The sequence below is a fragment of the Delftia tsuruhatensis NBRC 16741 genome, assembly GCF_001571325.1.
Taxonomy (GTDB): domain Bacteria; phylum Pseudomonadota; class Gammaproteobacteria; order Burkholderiales; family Burkholderiaceae_C; genus Comamonas; species Comamonas tsuruhatensis.
Genome location: NZ_BCTO01000072.1, coordinates 13,610 through 36,291, shown reverse-complemented (window position 1 = coordinate 36,291; position 22,682 = coordinate 13,610). Strand labels below are relative to the sequence as shown.

Sequence of the window (22,682 nt, the reverse complement as noted above, 5' to 3'; positions counted from 1 at the left end):
TGGGTGCTGTTGTCGGTCTGCCTTGCGGCGCTGGCGATGCCGCTGAGCTTTACCGGGCCGGCCGTGGCCCTGTCTGCGCTGCGCGAGGCGCTGGGCGGCGGGCCGCTGGCGCTCAACTGGGTGACGAATGCCTTCATGCTGAGCTTTGGCGCCACGCTGATGGCGGCTGGCGCGCTGGCCGATCTGCACGGGCGGCGGCGCGTTTTCCTGACCGGGCTGGGCGTGGTGCTGGCCAGTGCGCTGGCCCAGGCCTGCCTGGGCGGGCAGGGGGCCATTGTCGTGTTCAACCTGCTGCGTGCGCTGCAGGGCCTGGGCGCGGCGGCCGCGCTGGCGGGCGGCACGGCGGCGCTGGCCCAGGTGTTCGACGGGACGGCGCGCATGCGTGCCTTCAGTGGCGTGGGCACGTCGTTTGGCGTGGGCCTGGCCTTCGGGCCGTTGCTGTCGGGCTGGTTGCTGGGCGTGGCGGGCTGGCGCGGCGTGGTGCTTTGCGTGGCCGCCGTGGCGCTGGCCGCGCTGGTGCTGGGGCTGCGCTGCATGCCTGAGTCGCGCAATCCGAAGGCGCAGCGGCTGGACCGGGCCGGTGCGCTGCTGTTCACCGCAGCCCTGGCGCTGCTGACCTGGGGCGTGCTGCAGGGGCCGGAGGCGGGCTGGTCCAGCGGGGCGGCGCTGCTGCCGCTGGCCGGCGCCGCGCTGGCGCTGGCGGCCTTTGTGGCCGTGGAGCGGCGCGTGCAGCAGCGCACGGGGCAGCCCATGCTGGACCTGTCGCTGTTTCGCTATCCGCGTTTCGTGGGCGTGCAGTTGCTGGCGGGTGCGCCGGCCTATGCCTTCGTGGTGCTGCTGGTGCTGCTGCCGGTGCGCTTCATCGGTGTGGAGGGCATGGGGCCGCTGCAGGCGGGGCAGCTGATGTTTGTGCTGTCCCTGCCCATGCTGTTCGTGCCGTTGCTGGCGGGCTGGCTCACGCGCTGGGTTTCGGCCGCGCTGCTGTGCCTGGCTGGGTTGCTGGTGTGCGCTGCGGGCCTGCTGTGGCTGGGCGGGTGCGCGCCGGGCACGGCCTTTGCGCAGATGGCGCCCCCGCTGCTGCTGATAGGCCTGGGCATCGGGCTGCCCTGGGGTTTGATGGATGGCCTGGCCGTGAGCGTGGTGCCCAGCGAGCGCGCGGGCATGGCCACGGGCATCTTCAGCACGGTGCGCGTGGCGGGCGAGGGCTTTGCGCTGGCGTTGGTGGGTGCGGGCCTGGCGGCGCTGCTGTCATGGCGGCTGTCGGCACTGGCTGCACCACTGGCGCCGCAGGCGCTGGCGGCCACCGGCCCGGCCGCACAGTTGCTGGTGACGGGCGATCTCGCCGGCGCGCTGTCGCTGCTGCCCGGCCTGCCTGCATCGGCCGTGCTGGCCGCGTATGGCCAGGCCTTTTCCACCTTGCTCGATGTGCTGGCTGGCATCACCGTGCTGACGGCGCTGGGCGTGTATGCCTTCTTGCGGGCCGGCACGCACGCAAGCACGGACATGGCACATGCCTGACAATCGCGGGTTTCACTCAGCCGCCAGCTGCTTTTCGCCATGTCAGAGGAATCCCAGAACAACGCGCCCCAGACCCCCTATGAATGGATCGGCGGCGAGCCCAGGGTGCAGGCCCTGGTGGACCGTTTCTACGATCTGATGGACCTGGAGCCCGGCTATGCCGAACTGCGTGCCGCCCATGGCAGCACCCTGGCCGACGCGCGCCAGAAGCTGTTCTGGTTCCTGTGCGGCTGGCTGGGCGGCCCGGACCATTACCAGGAACGCTTCGGACACCCGCGCCTGCGCATGCGCCACATGCCGTTTTCCATCGGCATCCTGGAACGCGACCAATGGGTGGCCTGCATGGACCAGGCCATGGGCGAGACCGGCGTGCCCGAGGATTTGCGCGTGCGCCTCAAGGCCAGCTTCATGAACACGGCCGACTGGATGCGGAACCGGTAGCAGCTGGCTGCCCCCGGCGCTGCTGAAAAAAAGGGCCGGCCCCCTGCAGGAGGCCGGCCCAAGCAGCAATCGGTTGGGGTTCAGAGCTTTTCGTCGCGCATGTAGTACCAGTGGTACAGGAACCGCTGCCCCAGCCGGCGAAACGGCGCAAACGCGGGCGAGCGCACCATGTTGAAGACGTTCGGGTACTCCAGCTCCGAGTTGTAGATGGGCAGCTCGAAGGTCTTGCTCTGGCGCCCCGCGATGCGCTCGGCCATGCGACGGCCCGCGTGGGCCGAGAAGGAGACGCCGTTGCCGCCATAGCCCACGGCGTAGAAGATGCTCTGGGCCGGATCGGGCTGGAAGACGCGCGGCATCATGTCGTGGCTCACATCGACCCAGCCCCACCAGGAGTAGTCGATGGTGATGCCCTTGAGCGCCGGGAACTTGCGGTGCAGGCCGTCCACCAGCTTGGCCATGTGGATGGGGTTGGGCGCATCGGCACCCGTGACGGCGCTGCGGCTGCCGATCTGCACGCGGTTGTCGGGCAGGCGGCGGTAGTAAAAGCGCAGCGTGCGGGTGTCGGTGATGACCTGGGTGGTCTTGAAGCCCGTGGCCTCCAGTTCCTGCTCGGTCAGCGGCCGCGTGACCAGCGAGTTCGAAAGGATGGGCATGATCTTGGAGCGCAGGCTGCCATGCAGGGCATTGCTGGTGTAGCCGCCCGTGGCAAAGCCCACGGCGCGTGCCCGCACGGTGCCGCCGGGCGTGCGCAGGTGGTGCACGCCGTTGCGCGTCTCGACGCCCAGGACCGGGCTGGCCGGGTGCACCTTGACGCCCAGCTCCCGCGCCTTGCGCAGGTAGCCGAAGGCCAGCTTGAGCGGGTGCACGCCGATGCCGTCGGGCTCGTGCATGGCTCCATGGCTGTCGGCATCGTTCACATAGTCGCGGCGCAGCTCCTCGGGGCTGAGCATGCGGGCGTCGTAGCCGAAGACCTCGCGCATGATCTGGGTCTCGTTGCGCAGGAAGTCGAGTTTCTTTTCGCGGTGGGCGATGTAGAGGTGGCCGCCGGGCTGGGGCTCGCACTCGGGGAATTCGGCCACCAGGTCCTTGAAGGTCTGGAAGCCCTCGCGGATCTCGGCGTCGAGCTTGAGCGCCACGTCCTTGCCCCAGCGTGCGATCCATTGCGAGCGGTACAGGCGCCCGCTGGCGTTCTGCCCCTGGCCGCCGTTGCGGCTGGTGCAACCCCAGGCGGTCTGGTTGGCGTCCAGCACCACGGCGCGGATGCCGTGTTCGCGCGCCAGGAACAGGGCCGTGGCCAGGCCCGTGAAGCCCGAGCCGACGATGGCCACGTCCACGTCCATGTCGCCGGTGACCGGGCCGTCATCGTCTGGCGGGCGTCCCGCCGTGCCGACCCAGTAGGTGGGCGCATAGCCCGTGCCGTGGCCCGGGTTGGCGGCCACCAGTGGGTCGTACTGAGGGTCGTAGGGACGCAGGTGGCTGGGGCGGATGTCCTCGGCTTTCATGGCGGATGTCTCCTGGTGCGGCGGCTTGGGATCTGCCGCTTTTTGCTATGGATTCGGTGGAATGGGGCCAATGCCGGCAAGCCCTGCAAGGCGGTGCGCCGACGATGGAATCAGCATAGCCAGCAGGCCATGGAGCCAGTTAGCGCCACAGCCCAGCTTTCGATAGAGCCAGCGGCGGCCGGTGCGCGCGCCTGGACCTAACGATTGATGGCATCTGGTTCTAACGGGTCCGTGTGCCTGCTACCTACCATGGCCCATCGACATTTCGATGACGCGGCGCGGCGGCCCTGCCCGGGCCCGGCGCCGTGGTACCCACCACAGACAAGGAGACAGCATGAGCGCAGACACCAACCCTCCCGACGCACAGTTCCTGGCCCGCTTTGCCGAGGCCTGGAACCGCCACGACATCGAGGCCCTGATGGGCTTCATGGCCGATGAATGCGAGTTCCACGCCGTGGCCGGCCCCGATCTCATGGGCCGCAGCTTCGTCGGCCGCCAGGCGGTGCGCGAGGGCTTCCAGATGGCCTGGCAGGCCTTTCCCGATGCGGCCTGGCTCGATGGAGACCACTTCGTGCAGGGCGACCGTGGCGTGTCCGAGAGCACCTTCAAGGGCACCAAGGCCGACGGCCTGCGCGTGGAAGCGCGCATGGTGGATGTCTTCACCTTCAAGGACGGAAAGATCGCCGTGAAGAACGCCTTCCGCAAGGACCGCCCGCCGGTGGCGGCCGCCTGACGGCGCGGGGCCTTGCGGCCCCGTGCCACCGGGAACACCGGATACGCCACGGCAAGGCGCGCACCTGCGCAGCCACCACAACAGAGCATCAGCCGTGGCGCCTGAATAAAACAGGAGACAAGACATGATCGGAAATCAGCACGCCTCTTCACCGGGGCTTTCGCACGGGCTCAAGGAACGCCACATGACCATGATCGCCCTCGGTGGCGTCATCGGCGCCGGGCTGTTCGTGGGCAGCGGCGTCGTCATCAAGTCGGCCGGGCCGGCCGCGATTCTTTCCTTCCTCATCACGGGTCTGCTCGTGGTCCTGGTCATGCGCATGCTGGGCGAGCTGGCCTGCTCCATGCCCGGGGGAGGCTCGTTCTACGAGTTTGCGCGAGAGGCCTGGCGCGACCGCCCCGGCGTGGGCCGGCTGGCAGGCTTTCTGACGGGCTGGATGTACTGGTACTTCTGGGTCATCGTCGTGGCGCTGGAGGCCGTGGCCGGAGCCGACCTGGTGCGCTACTGGCTGCCCGATGTGCCCAACTGGAGCATCAGCCTGGTGCTGCTGGTGATGCTGACGCTGACCAACCTGGTGTCGGTCAAGTCCTTTGGCGAGTTCGAGTTCTGGTTCGCCTCCATCAAGGTGGCGGCCATCGTGGTCTTCCTGTTCGTGGCCGGCGTCTACGTGCTGGGCCTGACGCCCGCCTCGCAGGGCATGCACTTCGGCAACCTCACCGGCAACGGCGGCTTCATGCCCAACGGCATCGTGCCGGTGCTGACCGGGGCGGTGGCGGCCACGGGCTTTTACTTCGGCGCCGAGATCGTGACCATTGCCGCCGCCGAGACGGCCGAGCCGCAGAAGGCCGTGGCCAAGGCGACCAACTCGGTGATCACGCGCGTGCTGGTGTTCTATGTGGGCTCCATCTTCCTGGTGGCCTGCCTGGTGCCCTGGAATGCGGGCGGCATTGCCACGCCGTATGTCAGCGCGCTCAACACCATGGGCGTGCCGGCCGCCGCGCAGATCATGAATGCCATCGTGCTGACGGCCGTGCTGTCGGCGCTCAACTCGGGGCTGTATGCGTCATCTCGCATGCTGTTCGCGCTGACGCGGCGCGGCGACGCGCCCCAGGCGCTGGCCAAGGTCAGCCGCAATGGCGTGCCCACGCGGGCCATCCTGGTGGCCACGCTGTTCGGCTACGGCGCCGTGGTGATGTCCTATGTGTCGCCCGACAAGGTGTTCGCCTTCCTGGTCAACTCCTACGGCACGGTGGCGATCTTCGTCTACATCCTGATCGCCATCTCGCAGCTGCGCCTGCGCGCCCGGCTGGAGCGCGAGGCGCCCCACCAGCTCAAGGTGCGCATGTGGTGCTATCCGTACCTGACCTGGTTCGCCATCTTCGGCATGCTGTCCATCGTCATCGCCATGGCCTTCATCCCCGAGCAGCGCACGCCGCTGGCGCTGGGCGTGGCCAGCCTGTGCATTTTGCTGCTGGCCTACGCCGTGCGGCAGTTCCTGCAGCGCGGCGTGGCGCCCGTGGTGACATCGCTGTCCGAGGCTGCGCGGCCCGAGCCGCAGAAGTACTGACCCAGGGGCGACGGGACCGGCAGGGCCGGTCCCGGCCATTCCTTGCGTTACTGCTGCTCCTCACGGATCGCATCGGCCAGGGCCTTCACGCCCTGGCCGATGTCGTTGGCGGGTATGGATTGGTAGCCCATGCGCATGTAGCTGCCGGGCGTGCCCGGGCGTGCGAAGAACACATCGCCGGGCTCGATGAGCACGCCGTGCGCGGCGGCGCGCTGCGCCAGGGCTTCGACGGGAATGTGGTCGGGCAGTTGCACCCAGCACGAGCCGCCGCCGCGCACGGGCGTGATGCGGCAGCCGGGCGCATGCTCGGCCATGGCGGCCGTGAGGGCTGCGTGCCGCTCCTTCTGCGCCTGGGCCAGGCGCCGCTGCTGGGCCTCGTAGTGGCCCAGGGAGATGAACATGGCCAGCGTGCGCTGCACGAAGGTGGCAGGGTGGCGGATCATGAGCCGGCGCAGTGCACGCAGCTCGCGTATCAGCTCTGGTGCGGCCACGATGTATCCCACGCGCAGGCCCGGCGCCAGGCTCTTGGACAGGCTGCCCACGTAGATCACGCGGTTGCTGCGGTCCAGGCTCTTGAGCGCCGGAATGGGCTGGCCGTCGAAGCTGCTCTCGCTCTCGTAGTCGTCCTCGATGAGGATGATGTCGTGCGCCTCGGCCATCTCCAGCAGCGCCTCGCGCCGGGCCAGCGGCATGGTCACGCCCGTGGGGCACTGGTGACTAGGCGTCACGTAGAGGTAGTCCAGCTGGCGCAGCAGCGGCGTGACCGGCAGGCCCTGGCCGTCCACCGGCAGCGGGATGACCTGGGAGGTGCGGCTGCTGAAGATGTTGCGCGCATCGGGGTAGCCGGGCTCCTCGATGCCCACGGCCGTGCCCTCGCGCATCAGCAGGTCGGCCACCATGTAGAGGGCGTGCTGAGCACCCACGGTAATGATCAGCTCGTCGGCCGAGGCCCAGACGCCGCGCCTGGGCAGGATCTTGGTCTGCACCTGCTGGATCAGCATCTCGTCGTCGCGCGCGATCTGGTCGGGCGCCCACTGGCGTATGTCCAGCACGCCCAGGGCCTTGAGGCAGCATTCGCGCCAGGCGGCCGTGGGAAACAGCTCCTTGTCGAACTGGCCGTACAGGAAGGGATAGGGGTAGCGCTGCCAGTCCTCTTCCTTGACGATGCTGCGCTGCTGGCTGGGCAGCAGCCACAGGCGCCGCGACCAGTCGGTGCGGCGGCCTTCGCCAGGGGTGCTGCTGGCCGCAGCGCCGCCCGGCGTGCGCCCCTTGAGTACGTCGGGATGGATGAAGTGGCCCTTGCGCTGGCGGCTCAGCAAAAAGGCTTCCTCGGCCAGCTGCTGGTAGGCCAGCACCACGGTGATGCGTGCCACGCCCAGGTGGCGCGCCAGCTCGCGGCTGGAGGGAATGGATTCGCCGGGTGCGAGGATGCCCGAGAGGATGGCATCGACCAGCATCTCGCGGATCTGGCCCTGCAGGCTCAGGGCAGGGCGGGCGCTGCGGCGAAACAGCTGCCCCCACATGGCGCCCTCGGGCGGTTGCGGCTGCGTGGCCGCGCGCTTGTCTGTCATGTCTTGTCGTTCCCGCCGCTGCGGCGGGCCGCTCGCTGTGTTTGTCTCCCGCGCAGGTGCAGGGCAGGGCCTGCATCCGCGACCGGCCAATATAGGCCAGCGCGGTGCGCCACGGGGCCCGGAGTTTGCGATGGTTGCAATTTTTGCGGAGAGGCCGGAAATTGATATACAATCGTTGTCTTGGCGGCTGTAGCTCAGCTGGATAGAGTACTTGGCTACGAACCAAGGGGTCGTGGGTTCGATTCCTGCCAGCCGCACCAAAACGACAAGCCTCAGAACTGCAAAGTTCTGAGGCTTTTTCGTTTCAGGCGCCCGCACAGGCCCGCACAGAGGCCGTGGCCATGGTTCAGGCGCTGGTCAACGGTTATTTTTCGATATTTTCATGGTTTTCCGTAGGCGTTCAAAAAGCACGCTATAATTCGAAGCTTGGCGGCTGTAGCTCAGCTGGATAGAGTACTTGGCTACGAACCAAGGGGTCGTGGGTTCGATTCCTGCCAGCCGCACCAAAACGACAAGCCTCAGAACTGCAAAGTTCTGAGGCTTTTTCGTTTGTGCTCAGTTGGTGTCGAGGTTTGTGCGGCGTCTTCGCCTGCTGCGGTGATCTGTGTGAAGATCGGCTCCCTATGAGCAAGGCTTTCACCAAGGAATCCGACGGCGACGACGATGATGAAGTCGGCCTGCCGCCCTTGCCGCCGGGCGGCAAGAACTACATCACGCCCCAGGGCTTCGCGCGGCTCAAGGGCGAGCTGCTGGACCTGATCGACAACGAGCGCCCGCGCATCGTGGAGATCGTGCACTGGGCGGCCAGCAATGGAGACCGCTCCGAGAACGGCGACTATCTGTACGGCAAGAAGCGCCTGCGCGAGATCGACCGGCGCATCCGCTTCCTGACCAAGCGGCTGGAGATCGCCGAGGTGGTCGATCCCTCCGTGCATGCCGGCAGCGAGCAGATCTACTTCGGCGCCACCGTCACCTACGTCGATGACGAAGGCGAGGAGCGCACCATCACCATCATGGGCATCGACGAGGCCGACAGCGCACGCCAGCAGGTCAGCTGGATCGCACCCGTCTCGCGCGCCCTGCTCAAGGCCCGTGTGGGCGACGAGGTGGCCCTGCCCACCCCCGCAGGTGTGCGCACGCTGGAAGTGCTGGACGTCACCTACCCGGAGCCGGGCAGCGCCGCCGGGTGAGCGTTCAGGGCTGCAGTTTCTGCAGCAGCTCCAGCGTGGGATAGCCGTCGGCCACCAGGCCCTGGCTTTGCTGGAACTGGCGCAGGCCCGCGCGCGTGGCCGGGCCCATCACGCCATCGGCCGTGCCGGCTGAAAATCCCCGTTCGTTGAGCGCGGCCTGCAAGGCGCGCAACTGCTCGCGCGACAGCGGTGCCAGATCGCGTGGCCAGGCCGCCTGCACGCCCGGGCCGCCGGCCAGTTGCTGCGACAGCAGGCCCACGCCCAATGCGTAATTCACGGAGTTGTTGTAGCGCAGGATGGTGCGGAAGTTGGCGCCCACCATGAAGGCCGGGCCGCGCGCGCCGGCCGGTGCGATCACGCTGGCATCGGCCATGGCGGGCAGGGCGGAGCCGTCCACGGCCTGCACGCCCTCGGCCGCCCATTGCGCGCTGTCCTGGCGCACGCTGGTCTCGGCGCGTGCATGGTCAAAGCCTGCCGGCAGGCGCACTTCCACGCCCCAGGGCTCGCCCGTCTTCCAGCCCGAATGGGCCAGGTAGTTCGCCGTGGAGGCCGTCACATCGGGCAGGCTGCCCCAGATGTCGCGGCGGCCATCGCCATCGGCATCCACTGCATAGGCCAGGAAGACCGAGGGCAGGAACTGCGTATGGCCCATGGCGCCGGCCCAGGAGCCGATCATGTGGGCCGCATCGATGTCGCCGTTGTCGATGATGCGCAGGGCGGCCAGCAACTCCTTCTGAGCCCAGGCCGCGCGCCGGCCGTCGAAGGCCAGGGTGGCCAGCGCATCGACGGTGGGGAAGTTGCCGAAGTTGCTGCCGTAATTGCTTTCCATGCCCCAGATGGCGGCGATCACCTCGGCCGGCACGCCATGGCGCTGGCTGGCCGCCTGCAGCGGTGCAGCCGCTTCGCGCAGCTTGGTGCGGCCCTGGGCAATGCGCTGGGCCGAGACGGCGCTGTCCAGGTACTGCCAGGGCGTGCGCGTGAACTCGGGCTGCGAGCGGTCCAGCTGCACCGCGCGCCGCTGCAGCCGGGCCGGCTCCAGCGCGCTGCTCACGGTCTTGGCGGAGATGCCGGCCTCCAGCGCCTTGCGCGCGAAGTCCCGCTTCCAGGCCTCGAAGCTGGCGGCCTCGGCCTGCTGGGACGCCTCTTGCGCGCCGCTTGCCTCGGCAGCAGGCGCTGCGGCCGGGCCGGCCTGTGCCGCCGCGGCAGGGGCGGTAGGGGCGGCAGGGGCGGCCGCAGCCATGGAAGTCGCCGCAGCGGAAGCTGGCGCTGGCACCGGCGTGGGCGCAGGTCGGGAGGCGCAGCCGGCCAGCAGAGCGGCAGTCAGGGCGGTGGCCAGTCCGGCGCGGGTCAGCATGTGGGGGCCGTTGGCGTTGCTGGGGACGGGGGCGGTGGCATGTGCGTGGGGCATGCAGCCATTGTCTCCGCTGCGCCCTGGCGCTGAATGCAACACGGTGTTTCCGCACCAAGCCATCCATGGATCGCTATGCTGTGCTCCCATGACTGCTGCACCATCGCCCTCCCTGTCCCCGCCTGTGCAGGATGCCGCGCAGGCGCTGCGTGCCCTGCTGCGCCCTGGCCAGCGCTGGCTGGTGCTGACGGGCGCAGGTTGCAGCACAGGCTCGGGCATTCCGGACTACCGCGATGCGGCGGGGCAGTGGAAGCGGCCCCAGCCCGTGACGCTGCAGGCCTTCATGGGCAGCCATGCCACGCGCCAGCGCTATTGGGCGCGCAGCCTGCTGGGCTGGCCCGTGATGGCGCAGGCCCGGCCCGGCCCGGCCCATGAGGCGCTGGCGCTGCTGCAGCAGCGCGGATGGATGGCCGGCCTGGTCACCCAGAACGTGGACGGCCTGCATACGGCGGCAGGCAGCGAGGGTGTCATCGACCTGCACGGCCGCATTGCCGCCGTGCGCTGCATGGGTTGTGGCGCCGGCATGGAGCGCGCCGCGCTGCAGGCCATGCTGCTGCAGCGCAACCCCGGCTGGGCCGGCCTGAGCGCCCAGGCCGCGCCCGATGGCGATGCCGACCTGGAAGGGCGCGACTTCAGCCGCTTCGACGTGCCGGCCTGCCCGCACTGCGGCGGCGTGCTCAAGCCCGATGTGGTGTTCTATGGGGAAGGCGTGCCCAGCCAGCGGGTGCAGGCCGTGCGCGCCATGCTGCAGCAGGCCGGCGGGCTGCTGGTCGCCGGTTCTTCGCTGATGGTGTATTCAGGCCTGCGCTTCGTGCATGAGGCCGTGGCCCAGGGCAAGCCGGTGGCCGCCATCAACCAGGGCCGCATGCGCTCCGAGGATTTGCTGGCCCTCAAGATCGAGCAGGACTGCGGCCCGTTGCTGCAGCAGCTGGCCCAGGACCTGGAGCAATGAAAAAGCCCCGCAGGAGCGGGGCAGTGTTCAGGGGATGACGCGCGATGCGCGCACCACCGAGTGCACGCGGCGCAGGTTGCGCAGCGCGGACTCCACCTGCTGGTTGTCGTGCACCGAGATCACGAAGCACAGGTCCGTGGTGCTCATGGCGGCCTCGTCGGCCATGTCCACGCGCAGGATGTCCACTTCGGCGCCGGCCAGCTCGGCTGCCACGCGGGCGAGCACGCCCTTGCCGTTGTTGACGGTGACGACGATGCGGGCCTCGAAAAGGCGCGCGGCATCGATGTCATCTGCCCATTCCACGACGATGAAGCGGTCGCTGTCCTTTTCCTGCAGGCGCTGTGCGATCTTGCATTGCGCGTGGTGCACGATCAGGCCTTCGCCGCTGCCCAGATAGCCCACGATGGCGTCGCCCGGCACGGGCCGGCAGCACTGCGCGTAGTGGATGGAGCCCTGGTTGGAGCCGTCCAGCAGCACGGCGCCCTGGAAAGGCCGGTTGCTGGCATTGAAGCGTTCGCGCGTGAGCAGCAGGGCGTCGGGCCGGTGGCCGTGGCGCGCCATCAGCGCCGTCAGGCGCGAGGCCACCAGCGATGCAATGCGCCGGCCCATGCCGATGTCCACCATCAGGTCGGCGCGGCTGCGGCTGCCTGCCATGCGCAGCACTTCGTCCCACAGCGCCTGGTTGGCTTCATCGGCCGGCGGCACGGCGTCCATGCCTTCGGCGCGCATGGCCTGGGCCAGCAGGTTCTCGCCCAGGCGTGCCGATTCGCTTTGCGCGGCCGACTTCAGGTAATGGCGGATCTTGGAGCGCGCGCGGCCGGTCTTGACGAAGCCCAGCCAGGCCGGGTTGGGCGTGGCGTCTTCGGAGGTGACGATCTGCACCACGTCGCCGCTCTTGAGTTCGGTGCGCAGCGGCACTTCCTCGTTGTTGATGCGCGCGGCGGTCATGTGGTTGCCGACCTTGCTGTGGATCGCATAGGCGAAGTCCACCACGGTGGCGCCGCGCGGCATGGCCATGATCTCGCTCTTGGGCGTGAACACGTAGACGGCGTCGGGGAACAGGTCCACCTTGACGTGGTCCCAGAACTCGGCGGCATCGCGCGTCTCGTTCTGGATGTCCAGCAGCGATTGGAGCCACTGCGTGCCCAGCTGCTCGGAATCGTGGCCGGGCTGGGCCTTGTAGAGCCAATGGGCGGCCACGCCGGCCTCGGCGACGATGTGCATTTCCTCGGTGCGGATCTGGAACTCGATGTTCACGCCCGAGGGACCCACCAGCGTGGTGTGCAGCGACTGGTAGCCATTGTTCTTGGCAATGGCGATGTAGTCCTTGAAGCGGCCCGGCATGGGCTTGTACATCTGGTGCAGCACGCCCAGCGCCGTGTAGCAATCGATCACACGCGGCAAGATGATGCGAAAGCCGTAGATGTCCGTCACCTTGGCAAAGCTCAGCTGGTTCTTCTCCATGCGCAGATAGAGCGAATACAGCGTGCTTTCGCGGCCGGCAAGGCGGGCCTGCAGCCCCGCGCCGGCGAACTCGGCATTGACCTCGTCCTGCACGCGCTGGACCAGGTCGCGGCGTCGCTTGCGCGAGCGGGCGATGGCTTTTTCCAGCGTGGCGTAGCGCCAGGGATGCAGGTGGCGGAAGGCCAGGTCCTGCAGCTCGCGGTAGGTCTGGTTCAGCCCCAGGCGGTGGGCGATGGGTGCGTAGATCTCCAGCGTTTCCGAGGAGATGCGGCCCCACTTGCTGCGCGGCATGTCGCCCATGGTGCGCATGTTGTGGGTGCGGTCGGCCAGCTTGATCAGGATCACGCGCACATCGCGCGCCATGGCCAGCAGCATCTTGCGGAAGGATTCCGCCTGGTTCTCTTCGCGCGTGTTGAACTGCAGCTTGTCCAGCTTCGTGAGGCCGTCGACCAGCTCGGCCACGTCCTGGCCGAAGCGCTGGGCGAGATCGGCCTTGGTGACGCCGCAGTCTTCCATCGCATCGTGCAGCAGCGCGGCCATCAGGGCCGGGGCGTCGAGCTTCCAGCTCGCGCACAGCGCCGTGACCGCGATGGGATGGGTGATATAGGGTTCGCCGCTGCTGCGCCACTGGTCGCTGTGGGCCTGGTCGGCGAAGGCATAGGCTTCGCGCACCTGCTCGATGCTGGTGGCATCCAGGTATCCCAGGTGCTCCATCAGTCCGGCAAAGGCATTGGCCGACACGGCGGTTGCCTGCTCTGCAGACATGCGCTCGGGCCGGGGTGGCGGTACGGGATCAGAGGGGGCTGTGAACGAAGTCAAGGCCGCTTTCATGACTTAAATGTAGCGTGCATGCTGGTTTGTGCAGGCTTCATGTAAAAAAAGCACCGCTGTGCGGTGCTCTTTGTGGGGCCATTGTGTTGCTTTGCAGCAAATCAGCCCGGAACCTTCTTCAGCATCTCGATGCCGACCTTGCCTTCGGCGATCTCGCGCAGCGCGGTGACGCCGGGCTTGTTCTTGGTTTCGATCTTGGGCGTGTGACCCTGGCTCAGCATGCGTGCGCGGTAAGTGGCGGCCAACACGAGCTGGAAGCGGTTAGGGATCTGCTCCAGGCAGTCTTCAACAGTGATGCGTGCCATCAGGATCTCCGGGAAACGTCAGTTGGGTTCAGAAATATTGAGAGACTCGAAGGTCTCTGCGCGGCGGCTGCGCTGAGCCGCATACTTGAGGCGCTGGGCGTGGATGATCGTCTTGAGATCAAACAGTGCGCTCTCGAACAATTCGTTGATTATAACGAAGTCGAATTTCGCCACCTGGGCCATCTCCTCGGCCGCGTTCTTCAGGCGCAGCTCGATCACCTCGGGCGCGTCCTCGCCCCGGTTTTCCAGGCGGGCACGCAGCTCGTCCCAGCTGGGCGGCAGGATGAAGATCAGCACGGCGTTCGGAAACGCTTGCTTGACCTGCAGTGCGCCCTGGTAGTCGATCTCCAGCAGCACGTCGGTGCCGACCTGGATGCGCTCTTCCAGCGCCTTCTTGGCCGTGCCGTAGCGGCGGCTGTGCACGTTCGCCCATTCGACGAAGGCGTTGTTCGACACCATGGCGTCGAACTCCTGGTCGGAGACGAAGTAGTACTCGCGGCCGTGCTTTTCCTGGCCACGCGGCGCGCGCGTGGTGTGGGAGACGGAAGGGGAGACGCGCGCATCGAACTCGCGCAGCGCGCGCACCAGGCTGGACTTGCCGGCCCCGCTGGGGGCCGAGACGACAAAGAGGTTTCCGGGGTAATCCATGGATTTGTGCGCAGTTTGGTTACGCATGGGCATCTGTGATGGGCTTATTCGATGTTCTGCACCTGCTCGCGCATCTGCTCGATCAGCACCTTCATGTCCACGCTGATGCGGGTCAGCTCCAGCGTGGCGGACTTGGAGCCCAGCGTATTGGCTTCGCGGTGCAGTTCCTGGATCAGGAAATCCAGGCGCTTGCCGATCTCGCCGCCCTTCTTGAGCAGGCTCTGGATCTCGTCCAGGTGCGAGTCCAGGCGGGTGACTTCCTCGGCCACGTCGATGCGGATGGCAAAGGCCGTGGCCTCGGTCAGGGCGCGGTCCTGGGCGGCTTCGGGCGCCACGGCGCCTTCGGCCAGGGCCATCGCTTCCTTCCAGCGCTCCATGAAGCGCAGGCGCTGCTGCTCCACGAGCTGGGGCACCAGGGGCGTGGCATCTGCCGCGAGCTTGCGCAGCTGCGCGATGCGGTCCAGCAGCATGGTGGCCAGGCGCTTGCCTTCGCGGGCGCGGGCCTCCAGCAGTTCGGTCAGGGCCTGCTCTGCCAGCGTGGGCAGCACGCTGCTCCAGTCAACGGCCGAGTTGCCGCTGCCGCTGGCCAGGCGCAGGGCGTCGGAGACGGACAGGCTGCGGGCGTCGGGCAGCCAGGACTGGACAGTGTCCTGGAGCATGGCCAGGCGCTGCAGCATGGCGGTGGAGGGGTCGGGCAGGGAGTTGCCGTCGTCGTTGTCGATGGCGGCGCGCACCTCGACCTTGCCGCGCTTGAGGCGGGCGGTCAAAAGGGCCCGCAAGGCTGGCTCATGCGCGCGCAGTTCGTCGGGCAGGCGGAACGAAAGATCCAGGAAGCGGCTGTTGACCGAGCGGATCTCCAGACCGAGCCGGCTGTTGCGGCCCGACGCTCCACCATCTTCTTCGGACGCGCCGTGCTGGGCACTGGCGTATCCGGTCATGCTGTAAACTGGCATTGGACTTTTGATGGATGCTTGCAATTGCCCGATTATCCGGGTTTCGCCCCATCCCTGAGACTCACCGGAGAAAAATGTCTTCCAAGATCAAGCCGGCGCCATTGCCGCCAGGCAGCACGATCGGCGGCTATCGGGTGGTGCGCAGGCTTGCTTCCGGCGGTTTCGGCGTCGTTTACCTGGCCTTGGATGCAGAGGGCAAGCAGGTGGCGATCAAGGAATACCTGCCCGCCTCGCTGGCCACCCGTGCCCCCGGAGAGCTGCAGCCCGCCGTGGCGCCCGAAAAACTTTCGCTGTACCGCCTGGGCCTCAAGAGCTTCTTCGAGGAAGGGCGTTCACTGGCGCAGATCTCGCACGCTTCCGTGGTCAGCGTGCTCAATTTCTTTCGCGAGAACGAAACCGTCTACATGGTGATGAACTACCTGGAGGGTGCCACCCTGCAGGACTTCGTTGTCACCGCGCGCGAGCTCAAGGCCGAGAAGGTGTTCCGCGAATCGACCATCCGCTCGCTGTTCGACGAGGTGCTGCGCGGCCTGCGCATCGTGCACCAGCACAAGATGCTGCACCTGGACATCAAGCCGGCCAACATCTTCATCACCAATGACGACCGTGCCGTGATGATCGACTTCGGCGCGGCGCGCGAGGTGCTGTCCAAGGAAGGCAACTTCATCCGCCCCATGTACACGCCGGGCTTTGCCGCGCCCGAGATGTACCGCCGCGACGCATCGCTGGGGCCCTGGACCGACATCTACGCCATCGGCGCCTGCATCTATGCCTGCATGCAGGGATTTCCGCCCAACGAGGCGCCGCAGCGCCAGGACAAGGACCGGCTCACGCTGGCGCTGACCAAGCTGCGCGGCGTGTATTCGGACAATCTCATCGAGGTGGTCGAGTGGTGCATGGCCGTGGATCCGGGATCGCGTCCGCAGTCGGTGTTTGCGCTGCAAAAGGAATTGAGCCGCGAAGGCGAGCGCCGCTACACCAAGCTCAGCGTCTCCGAGCGCATGCGCCTGCAGCTGGACACGCTGGTGACCGACGCCAAGAAGAACATGCAAAAGATCAGCGGCGCAGCGGGCCTGCCAGCCGTGGGCCAGGAGCGCAAGCCATGAGGTTTTCGGTATTCCAGCTGAGCCGCCGCGGCGGCCGTGCGCTCAATGAAGACCGCATGGGTTACTGCTACACGCGGGAAGCCGTGCTCTTCGTGCTGGCCGACGGCATGGGCGGCCATCCCGAAGGCGAGGTCGCCGCGCAGCTGGCGCTGCAGGTGATGTCCGTGCATTTCCAGCGCCAGGCCAAGCCGCTGCTCGAAGATCCGCAGGGCTTTCTGGTCGATGCGCTGCTGCACGCGCACCGGCAGATCCTGCGCTATGCCAGCGCCAAGGGAATGATCGACACGCCGCGCACCACGCTGGTCGCCGCCGTCATCCAGAAGGGCAAGATCACCTGGATCCATTGCGGCGACTCGCGCCTGTACCTGGTGCGCGGCGGCGAGCTGCTGGTGCGCACGCGCGATCACTCCTATCTGGAGATGGGCGAGATCGCGGCCCAGCTCAAGACATCGAGCCGCAACGTGTTGTTCACCTGCCTGGGCTCTCCGTCCAAGCCCATCTACGACGTGACCGAGCCGCGCCGGCTGGAGCAGGGCGACAAGCTGCTGCTGTGCTCCGACGGCCTGTGGGGCAGCGTGGACGAAGGGCACCTGCTGCGCACCCTGCACGGCCGCACCGTGTCCCAGGCCATTCCCCAACTGGTCGATACGGCGCTGCGCAATGCGGGCGATGCCAGCGACAACGTCACGGCCATTGCCATGGAGTGGGAGACGCCAGACGCCTTCGAGTCCACCATGGGCATCTCCACCCAGGACATCGAGAACGACGCGTTTGAATCCACGATCCAGGGCGGGGCAATCGAAGACCTGGAAGATGAGCTCGACGACGCGGCCATCGAGCGCTCCATCGCCGAGATCAACGAAGCGATACGCCGCTCGGCCGAGCGCCAGTTCAAGCGCTGACCGCCGCTGCCGGCCCGCGGCAGCGGTGCCGTTGGCGCGCATGGACTACCGAACCTATTGACGACAAAGGGCGCACGGGCGCCCGACTGGATTTCTACGATGAAGATTGTGTTGGCCTCCAACAACCGCGGCAAGCTCGCCGAGCTGCAAGCCATGTTCGCCCCGCTGGGGGTGGAGCTGATCCGCCAGGGCGACCTGTTCGAGGGCGAGGCGCCCGAGCCGCATTGCACCTTTGTGGAGAACGCGCTGGCCAAGGCCCGCTTCGCGGCCGAGCGCACGGGCCTGCCCGCCATTGCCGACGACGCCGGCATGTGCGTCTCGCACTTCGGCGGGCTGCCGGGCGTGGATACGGCCTACTACTGCACGCAGTTCGGCTACGAGAAAAGCGATGACAACAACGTGCGCGCGCTGCTGGAGCAGATGCAGGGCGTGGCCGACCGCCGCGCCGCCATGGTCAGCACCCTGGTGGGCGTGCGCAGCGCAAAGGATCCCGAACCGCTGATCGCCATGGGCCGTGTGCTCGGCGAGATCACCACCGAGCGCCGTGGCACGCAGGGCTTCGGCTTCGACCCCGTGATGTACATCCCCGAGCTGGGCCAGACCTTCGCCGAGATGGACCCGGCCGTGAAGCACGCGCACAGCCACCGCGGCCGCGCCACGCTGCAGATGATCGAACTCGTGCGCGAGCGCTGGGTGCGATGATTCCCATCCAGCCCCAGGATGCGGCCGCCGGCGCCCAGGCCGCCGTGCAGCGCGACATCCAGCACTACATGCGCCCCGGCACGCTGCAGCTGGGCAGCCTGCCGCCGCTGTCGCTGTACGTGCACCTGCCCTGGTGCATACGCAAGTGCCCGTACTGCGACTTCAACTCGCACGAGCACGGCCGCGACGGCCCCGAGCTGCCCGAAGACCGCTACGTCGACGCCCTGGTCGCCGACCTGGAGAGCGCGCTGCCGCTGATCTGGGGCCGCACCGTGCACAGCATCTTCATCGGCGGCGGCACGCCCAGCCTGTTCTCGCCCGAGGCCATCGACCGGCTGCTGGCCGCCATCCGCGCGCGCCTGCGCATGGAGGCCGATTGCGAGATCACCATGGAGGCCAACCCCGGCAACTTCGAGACCGACCGCTTCCGCGCCTTCCGCGCGGCCGGCGTCACGCGGCTGTCCATTGGCGTGCAGAGCTTCGACGACCGCCTGCTGCAGGCCGTGGGCCGCGTGCACGACGGCGCCCAGGCGCGTGCGGCCGTGCGCGAGGCGGCCGACAGCTTCGAGACCTTCAACATCGACCTGATGTACGCGCTGCCCGGCCAGACCGAGCTGGACCTGGCGCGTGACCTGGACGTGGCCCTGTCCTTCGCGCCGCCGCACCTGTCGGTCTATCACCTGACCATCGAACCCAATACGTATTTCGCCAAGTTCCCGCCGGCCATTCCCGAGGACGACCTGGCCTACGACATGCTGGACCGCATCACCGCGCGCACCGCCGCCGCAGGCATGCAGCGCTACGAGATATCGGCCTATGCGCGTGAGGGCCACCAGTGCTGGCACAACCGCAACTACTGGCAGTTCGGCGACTACCTGGGCATAGGCGCGGGCGCGCACAGCAAGCTCAGCTTTGCGCACCGCATCGTGCGCCAGGTGCGCTTTCGCGATCCCGCTCGCTACATGGACCAGGCCCTGGCCGGCGCGCCACTGGCGCAGGACGGCGAGGTGCGCCGCGCCGACCTGCCCTTCGAATACATGCTCAACGCGCTGCGCCTGCGCGAAGGCTTTGCGCTGCAGGACTTCATGGAGCGCACGGGCCTGCCGCTGTCGTCCATCGCCAAGGGGCTGGATGCAGCACAGGCCAAGGGCCTGATCACGCGCGACCTGGGCCGGGTGGTGCCCACGGAGCGGGGCTTTGACTTCCTCAGCGACCTGCAGGAGCTGTTCCTGGCCGAGTGAGCGGGCCAACGACCATTGAAAAAGGACGCCTCGGCGTCCTTTCTTCATCCAGCGCCACCGCGCAATCGGTCGGCGATCAGCCGCAGCGCACGGCCACGATGCGGCCTGTGCCGTCGACCACCAGGTTCAGGCGTTCCTGGTTGAACTCCATCGTCGTTGGCTGGCCTTCGCGCAGCACGCGGGCCATGTAGGCGCCCGACTGCTTGCGGGCGGCCTCCAGCGTGGCCGAGGTATTGCTCTTGCCCACGAAGGACTGCGCCGATGCCGCATTGCAGACCTGCACGGGGCGCGGAGCCGGTTGCGCCCCACCGCCGCTGCTGCCGCCAAAAGGATTGCTCATGCCGGCGCAGCCTGCCACCAGGGTGGTGGCGCCCAGCAGGGCCAGGGCGGCAAGGCGGCGGTGCAGGGCTGGGGTGGTGATCGTCGGCATGGTCTGTCTCCTCAATTCAGGGGGTGTGTGCTGCGCAGTATCAGGGCGGGCGCTGGCGCATCGCCTCGGACAACGCCGCATACCTTAGCCGGGCTCGGGCGGTGCCATTGGCATGCGGAAGTAACAGGCGGCAGCAAAGGCATCACGAAGGCATTGCCAAGGTGCTGCCAGGGCATCACCGCCGCGCGCTGCGGCCTTCCGCAGGGGCGTGGTGGAAGACCGTGGCCTCCAGGCCCATGGCGCGTATCCTGGCCGCCGCCTGATCGGCGCTGCGCTGCTTGGCAAAGGGGCCCGAGCGCACGCGCACGATCTCGCCCTTGTTGCTGTGCAGGGTCTGGCTGAGCGTGGGCAGCTTGGCTTTCTCCAGCCGCTCCACCACGCGCCCGGCATTGGCGGCTTCAGAGAACACGCCGATGTTGATGTAGTAGTTGCCCGGCTCCAGAGCCGCCGAGGCAGGCTTGGCAGGTGCCGGGGCCTTTGCGACGGGTTCGGCAGGCTTGGCAGGCTTGGCTGGTTTGGTTTCAGCCGCCACCTTGGAGGGCTTGGCGGGCGCTGGAGTGGCTGCGTGCACGGACGCTGGCGCTGGCGCAGGTGCAGGTGCTTTGGCTGGCACCAACGCGGCCTTGACGGGAATGGCTGCAGCTGCAGTGGCCGCGACGGCACCCGCAGCGCCGGCAGCTGCTACTACGGGCATGGGTTCGACCGTGCCGGAGACGGTGCTGCCGGCAGCGGGCAAGGGCGCTTGCGGATCAGGGCGCGCCTCGGCCTGGGCGACTGGCTCTTGCGGCCGGGGCGTGGGTGCGGGAGTGGGGGCGGGTGTGGGCGCCGATTCCGTCCTTGGCGTTTCAACGGCAGCTACGGCTGCGGCGGGCGTTGGCGCCACTGCTGGTGCAGCTGGCGAAACTGGTGCAGCGGCCGGCACGGCTTCGGATGGAATCACCTCCGTCTGTGCCGCCATGAAATGTGGCGTGCCCGACAGCGCCCAGATGCCGGCACCCGCAGCGGCGGCAAGCACCGCACCGGCCGCCACGGCCAGCCGCTTGCGCAAGGGCGTGGCCGCGCGGCGGGCCAGGCGTTCGTGCGCTGCGGCCATGTTGGGAGCCTCGCCAATGGCTTGCAGGGTGAGGCGGCGCACATGGTGCCAGTACAGGGCATTGGCGCCCAGGCCGGGAATGGCAATGGCCAGCAGGATCAGCGTGGCATCGATGCCGTGGGCAATGGCCGGGGGCAAGCCCAGCGCGGGGCGCAGCAGCAGGCCCCAGACCAGGCCCGTGCCGCCAGCGGCCAGCGCGTAGAGGCCGCCCTCTTGCCACAGCCCGCGTAGCCCGCACCAGGGCAGGGTGAACAGGCCTGCGGCCAGGTTCCAGGTGGGCAGGGGCTTGCCCAGCGCATCGAAGCGCTCGAACAGGCGCAGGTAGTAGTCGCGTGAGGGCTCGCCAATCAGGCTGGCGTACAGGCCGGGCATCAGGCCTGCACCCTGGCCACCGGTGAAGCTGGTCGTGCCGGAATTCGTGCCGGAACTTGCGCCGGGGGCCGCCCTTTCGTCGGCGGCTGGGCCGTCATCGCCGTGCTGCAGCGCATAGGCTGCGGCAGCGAAGGCGCTGGCTATCGAGGGCGGCAGTTTGCTGGAACTCTTGGGAGAGTCGGCCGTGTCGGGCCTACTGGCACTGCCGGGCTCGGCAAAGGCGGGCTCCTGCCGGGCAGGGGCCGCCTGCCTTCCGAAGTCGATGGTGGCGGGAGGTGCTGAGATGGCGTCTTCCGATGGGGCGGGCATGTCAGCAATTGTGTCATGCACTCGTGGCTGTCGGAATCACGACATTCGTGGCTATCGATCGGGCGAATCCATCGCGCCCGATCGATTGGAGGCTGCTGTCAGCCCTGGCGCGCTGGCAGCACCGTGGCGCGGCACTCGCCGAAGCCGATGCGCGCGGCGCCCGGCTTCTCGCACCAGCCGCGCAGGATCACGGCATCGCCATCCTGCAGGAAGGTGCGGCTCTCGCCATTGGCCAGCGCCACGGGCTTCTTGCCGCCTTCGGTCAGCTCCAGCAGAGCGCCGGCCTCGCTGGAGGTGGGGCCGGACAGCGTGCCCGTGCCCAGCAGGTCACCGGGCTGCAGGTCGCAGCCGTTGACGCTGTGGTGGGCCACCAGCTGGGCCATGGTCCAGTAGGCGTGGCGGTAGCTGGTGTGGGTGATCTGCTGGGCGGCCTGGCCTTCGGCGCGCATGCGGCCGGTCTCCAGCGCCACGCTCAGCTGCACGTCGAACGCGCCGCGCTCGGAATTGGCGGGCGAGCTGAGGTAGGGCAGGGGCTGGGGATCTGCGGCGGGCCGCGTGAACGCCGTGCGATAGGGCTCCAGCGCCTCCAGCGTCACGATCCAGGGCGAGACCGTGGTGGCGAAGTTCTTCGACAGGAAGGGGCCCAGCGGCTGGTATTCCCAGGCCTGGATGTCGCGCGCCGACCAGTCGTTGAGCAGGCACAGGCCGAAGATGTGGTGTTCGGCCTCGTCCATGGAAATCGCCTCGCCCCAGGCGTTGCCGGCGCCGGTGTAGATGCCCATCTCCAGCTCATAGTCCAGGCGTGCGCAGGGCTTGAGTGCGGGCGCGGCGGCGTCGGGCGCCTTCAGCTGGCCCATGGGGCGGCGGAAGTCCACGCCCGACACGCGCAGGCTGGAGGCGCGGCCATGGTAGCCGATCGGCACCCACTTGTAGTTCTCCATCAGCGGGTTGTCCGGGCGGAACAGCTTGCCGACGTTGGTGGCGTGGTGCACCGAGGTGTAGAAGTCCGTGTAGTCGCCGACCTGGGCCGGCACCGTGTATTCCACGTCGGACTGGGCCACCAGGCAATCCTGCAGTGCCGCCTGTGCGGCAGCGCCTTCGCGCAGCGCGCGCGACAGCGCCAGACGCAGGGCCGACCAGGCGGCCGGTCCCATGGCCATGAAGCCGTTCAGGTGCTGTTGCGAAGCGGCCTCCAGCTGCGGCTGCACGGCATCGCCCAGGGCCTTGAGGGCGCTGGCGCGCGCCAAGTCCAGCACCTGGTCGCCGATGGCCACGCCGCCGCGCCAGGCCTCCTGGCTGCCTGCGCGGCGGAACACCGCAAACGGCAGGTTCTGGATGGGGAAGTCGCTGGCGCCGGTGTTGGCCGAGGCCACCCAGCTGCGCAGGCCTGCGTCATGGGTTTCGTTCAAGGACATCTGTCTCTCCTGGTTGGGTTTGTCTGTCG

20 protein-coding genes and 2 tRNA genes are annotated in these 22,682 nt (G+C 68.0%); 12 read left to right on the top strand and 10 right to left on the bottom strand.

All coding sequences use genetic code 11. From position 1 onward, the window contains the following. Nucleotides 1-3: 3 nt before the first annotated feature. Nucleotides 4-1,518, top strand: a complete 1,515-nt coding sequence (locus DTS01S_RS26735) for an MFS transporter (protein WP_074931984.1) — start codon at nucleotides 4-6, stop codon at nucleotides 1,516-1,518. A gap of 39 nt (nucleotides 1,519-1,557) precedes the next feature. Continuing rightward, nucleotides 1,558-1,959 carry a group II truncated hemoglobin gene (locus tag DTS01S_RS26730; protein ID WP_034367729.1) on the top strand — a complete coding sequence of 134 codons (402 nt, stop codon included), beginning with the start codon at nucleotides 1,558-1,560 and terminating at the stop codon, nucleotides 1,957-1,959. Between the two features lie 80 nt (nucleotides 1,960-2,039). Here the strand turns inward: DTS01S_RS26730 and DTS01S_RS26725 are convergent, their stop codons facing one another. Further along, nucleotides 2,040-3,461 carry an NAD(P)/FAD-dependent oxidoreductase gene (locus DTS01S_RS26725; RefSeq protein WP_012203944.1) on the bottom strand — a complete coding sequence of 474 codons (1,422 nt, stop codon included), beginning with the start codon at nucleotides 3,459-3,461 and terminating at the stop codon, nucleotides 2,040-2,042. Between the two features lie 334 nt (nucleotides 3,462-3,795). On the opposite strand from DTS01S_RS26725, the gene DTS01S_RS26720 reads away from it, so the two are divergent. Together DTS01S_RS26720 and DTS01S_RS26715 are read left to right on the top strand one after the other, a co-directional pair. Then, the gene (locus tag DTS01S_RS26720; RefSeq protein WP_013803799.1) at nucleotides 3,796-4,194 is read left to right on the top strand and encodes a nuclear transport factor 2 family protein; all 399 of its coding nucleotides are present in this window, start codon (nucleotides 3,796-3,798) and stop codon (nucleotides 4,192-4,194) included. 124 nt (nucleotides 4,195-4,318) lie between these two features. Beyond that, nucleotides 4,319-5,761, top strand: a complete 1,443-nt coding sequence (locus tag DTS01S_RS26715; protein WP_016450754.1) for an amino acid permease — start codon at nucleotides 4,319-4,321, stop codon at nucleotides 5,759-5,761. A gap of 47 nt (nucleotides 5,762-5,808) precedes the next feature. Here DTS01S_RS26715 and pdxR read toward each other — a convergent pair whose 3' ends face one another. Further along, nucleotides 5,809-7,332, bottom strand: a complete 1,524-nt coding sequence (gene pdxR, locus DTS01S_RS26710) for a MocR-like pyridoxine biosynthesis transcription factor PdxR (RefSeq protein WP_061289734.1) — start codon at nucleotides 7,330-7,332, stop codon at nucleotides 5,809-5,811. Between the two features lie 183 nt (nucleotides 7,333-7,515). Here pdxR and DTS01S_RS26705 point away from each other — a divergent pair. From DTS01S_RS26705 to greB, 3 genes are all read left to right on the top strand, one after another. Continuing rightward, nucleotides 7,516-7,592, top strand: a tRNA-Arg gene (locus tag DTS01S_RS26705). A gap of 169 nt (nucleotides 7,593-7,761) precedes the next feature. Continuing rightward, nucleotides 7,762-7,838 (top strand) — tRNA-Arg (locus DTS01S_RS26700). A 117-nt stretch (nucleotides 7,839-7,955) separates the two neighbouring features. Further along, the gene (gene greB / locus DTS01S_RS26695; protein ID WP_016450306.1) at nucleotides 7,956-8,522 is read left to right on the top strand and encodes a transcription elongation factor GreB; all 567 of its coding nucleotides are present in this window, start codon (nucleotides 7,956-7,958) and stop codon (nucleotides 8,520-8,522) included. Between the two features lie 4 nt (nucleotides 8,523-8,526). Here the strand turns inward: greB and DTS01S_RS26690 are convergent, their stop codons facing one another. After that, nucleotides 8,527-9,930 (bottom strand): lytic murein transglycosylase, encoded by a 1,404-nt coding sequence (locus tag DTS01S_RS26690; RefSeq protein ID WP_061289731.1) that lies wholly within the window; start codon nucleotides 9,928-9,930, stop codon nucleotides 8,527-8,529. An 88-nt stretch (nucleotides 9,931-10,018) separates the two neighbouring features. Here DTS01S_RS26690 and DTS01S_RS26685 point away from each other — a divergent pair, with 88 nt between their 5' ends. After that, the gene (locus DTS01S_RS26685; protein WP_061289728.1) at nucleotides 10,019-10,882 is read left to right on the top strand and encodes an NAD-dependent protein deacetylase; all 864 of its coding nucleotides are present in this window, start codon (nucleotides 10,019-10,021) and stop codon (nucleotides 10,880-10,882) included. Between the two features lie 27 nt (nucleotides 10,883-10,909). On the opposite strand, the gene DTS01S_RS26680 is transcribed toward DTS01S_RS26685, so the two are convergent. From DTS01S_RS26680 to DTS01S_RS26665, 4 genes are all read right to left on the bottom strand, one after another. After that, nucleotides 10,910-13,177: a RelA/SpoT family protein gene (locus DTS01S_RS26680; RefSeq protein ID WP_016450309.1), complete on the bottom strand. Its 2,268-nt coding sequence runs from the start codon at nucleotides 13,175-13,177 to the stop codon at nucleotides 10,910-10,912. A 101-nt stretch (nucleotides 13,178-13,278) separates the two neighbouring features. Then, nucleotides 13,279-13,482 (bottom strand): DNA-directed RNA polymerase subunit omega, encoded by a 204-nt coding sequence (gene rpoZ, locus DTS01S_RS26675; protein WP_016450310.1) that lies wholly within the window; start codon nucleotides 13,480-13,482, stop codon nucleotides 13,279-13,281. An 18-nt stretch (nucleotides 13,483-13,500) separates the two neighbouring features. Then, on the bottom strand, nucleotides 13,501-14,130 hold the full coding sequence (gene gmk, locus DTS01S_RS26670) for a guanylate kinase (protein WP_016450311.1): 630 nt from the start codon (nucleotides 14,128-14,130) through the stop codon (nucleotides 13,501-13,503). A 44-nt stretch (nucleotides 14,131-14,174) separates the two neighbouring features. Further along, on the bottom strand, nucleotides 14,175-15,068 hold the full coding sequence (locus DTS01S_RS26665; protein ID WP_017407182.1) for a YicC/YloC family endoribonuclease: 894 nt from the start codon (nucleotides 15,066-15,068) through the stop codon (nucleotides 14,175-14,177). A gap of 89 nt (nucleotides 15,069-15,157) precedes the next feature. Here DTS01S_RS26665 and DTS01S_RS26660 point away from each other — a divergent pair, with 89 nt between their 5' ends. The 4 genes from DTS01S_RS26660 to hemW all read left to right on the top strand — a co-directional run bounded on the left by DTS01S_RS26660 (nucleotide 15,158) and on the right by hemW (nucleotide 19,034). Further along, complete coding sequence (locus DTS01S_RS26660; protein WP_016450313.1) at nucleotides 15,158-16,189, top strand: serine/threonine protein kinase; 1,032 nt, start codon at nucleotides 15,158-15,160, stop codon at nucleotides 16,187-16,189. After that, entirely contained in the window at nucleotides 16,186-17,091 is a 906-nt protein-coding gene (locus tag DTS01S_RS26655) for a PP2C family protein-serine/threonine phosphatase (RefSeq protein WP_016450314.1), read from the top strand. Before DTS01S_RS26660 ends, DTS01S_RS26655 begins: the two co-directional genes overlap by 4 nt. A gap of 99 nt (nucleotides 17,092-17,190) precedes the next feature. Beyond that, the gene (rdgB, locus tag DTS01S_RS26650; protein ID WP_016450315.1) at nucleotides 17,191-17,793 is read left to right on the top strand and encodes an RdgB/HAM1 family non-canonical purine NTP pyrophosphatase; all 603 of its coding nucleotides are present in this window, start codon (nucleotides 17,191-17,193) and stop codon (nucleotides 17,791-17,793) included. Continuing rightward, nucleotides 17,790-19,034, top strand: coding sequence for a radical SAM family heme chaperone HemW (gene hemW, locus DTS01S_RS26645; protein ID WP_017407181.1), 1,245 nt, complete (start codon nucleotides 17,790-17,792; stop codon nucleotides 19,032-19,034). The genes rdgB and hemW overlap by 4 nt, the downstream gene beginning before the upstream one ends. A 76-nt stretch (nucleotides 19,035-19,110) precedes the next feature. Here hemW and DTS01S_RS26640 read toward each other — a convergent pair whose 3' ends face one another. From DTS01S_RS26640 to fahA, 3 genes are all read right to left on the bottom strand, one after another. Then, on the bottom strand, nucleotides 19,111-19,464 hold the full coding sequence (locus DTS01S_RS26640) for an I78 family peptidase inhibitor (protein WP_017407180.1): 354 nt from the start codon (nucleotides 19,462-19,464) through the stop codon (nucleotides 19,111-19,113). 175 nt (nucleotides 19,465-19,639) lie between these two features. Continuing rightward, nucleotides 19,640-21,238, bottom strand: a complete 1,599-nt coding sequence (locus tag DTS01S_RS26635; RefSeq protein ID WP_061289725.1) for an SPOR domain-containing protein — start codon at nucleotides 21,236-21,238, stop codon at nucleotides 19,640-19,642. A gap of 98 nt (nucleotides 21,239-21,336) precedes the next feature. After that, complete coding sequence (gene fahA / locus DTS01S_RS26630; RefSeq protein WP_017407178.1) at nucleotides 21,337-22,653, bottom strand: fumarylacetoacetase; 1,317 nt, start codon at nucleotides 22,651-22,653, stop codon at nucleotides 21,337-21,339. Nucleotides 22,654-22,682: the final 29 nt, after the last annotated feature.

Excerpts from the sequence above, each read along its gene's own strand:
- DTS01S_RS26730 (WP_034367729.1), top strand. The coding sequence starts at position 1,558 with ATGTCAGAGGAATCCCAGAACAACGCGCCCCAGACCCCCTATGAATGG.
- DTS01S_RS26725 (WP_012203944.1), bottom strand. The coding sequence starts at position 3,461 with ATGAAAGCCGAGGACATCCGCCCCAGCCACCTGCGTCCCTACGACCCT.
- DTS01S_RS26720 (WP_013803799.1), top strand. The coding sequence starts at position 3,796 with ATGAGCGCAGACACCAACCCTCCCGACGCACAGTTCCTGGCCCGCTTT.
- DTS01S_RS26715 (WP_016450754.1), top strand. The coding sequence starts at position 4,319 with ATGATCGGAAATCAGCACGCCTCTTCACCGGGGCTTTCGCACGGGCTC.
- pdxR (WP_061289734.1), bottom strand. The coding sequence starts at position 7,332 with ATGACAGACAAGCGCGCGGCCACGCAGCCGCAACCGCCCGAGGGCGCC.
- greB (WP_016450306.1), top strand. The coding sequence starts at position 7,956 with ATGAGCAAGGCTTTCACCAAGGAATCCGACGGCGACGACGATGATGAA.
- DTS01S_RS26690 (WP_061289731.1), bottom strand. The coding sequence starts at position 9,930 with ATGCCCCACGCACATGCCACCGCCCCCGTCCCCAGCAACGCCAACGGC.
- DTS01S_RS26685 (WP_061289728.1), top strand. The coding sequence starts at position 10,019 with ATGACTGCTGCACCATCGCCCTCCCTGTCCCCGCCTGTGCAGGATGCC.
- DTS01S_RS26680 (WP_016450309.1), bottom strand. The coding sequence starts at position 13,177 with ATGAAAGCGGCCTTGACTTCGTTCACAGCCCCCTCTGATCCCGTACCG.
- rpoZ (WP_016450310.1), bottom strand. The coding sequence starts at position 13,482 with ATGGCACGCATCACTGTTGAAGACTGCCTGGAGCAGATCCCTAACCGC.
- gmk (WP_016450311.1), bottom strand. The coding sequence starts at position 14,130 with ATGGATTACCCCGGAAACCTCTTTGTCGTCTCGGCCCCCAGCGGGGCC.
- DTS01S_RS26665 (WP_017407182.1), bottom strand. The coding sequence starts at position 15,068 with ATGACCGGATACGCCAGTGCCCAGCACGGCGCGTCCGAAGAAGATGGT.
- DTS01S_RS26660 (WP_016450313.1), top strand. The coding sequence starts at position 15,158 with ATGTCTTCCAAGATCAAGCCGGCGCCATTGCCGCCAGGCAGCACGATC.
- DTS01S_RS26655 (WP_016450314.1), top strand. The coding sequence starts at position 16,186 with ATGAGGTTTTCGGTATTCCAGCTGAGCCGCCGCGGCGGCCGTGCGCTC.
- rdgB (WP_016450315.1), top strand. The coding sequence starts at position 17,191 with ATGAAGATTGTGTTGGCCTCCAACAACCGCGGCAAGCTCGCCGAGCTG.
- hemW (WP_017407181.1), top strand. The coding sequence starts at position 17,790 with ATGATTCCCATCCAGCCCCAGGATGCGGCCGCCGGCGCCCAGGCCGCC.
- DTS01S_RS26640 (WP_017407180.1), bottom strand. The coding sequence starts at position 19,464 with ATGCCGACGATCACCACCCCAGCCCTGCACCGCCGCCTTGCCGCCCTG.
- DTS01S_RS26635 (WP_061289725.1), bottom strand. The coding sequence starts at position 21,238 with ATGCCCGCCCCATCGGAAGACGCCATCTCAGCACCTCCCGCCACCATC.
- fahA (WP_017407178.1), bottom strand. The coding sequence starts at position 22,653 with ATGTCCTTGAACGAAACCCATGACGCAGGCCTGCGCAGCTGGGTGGCC.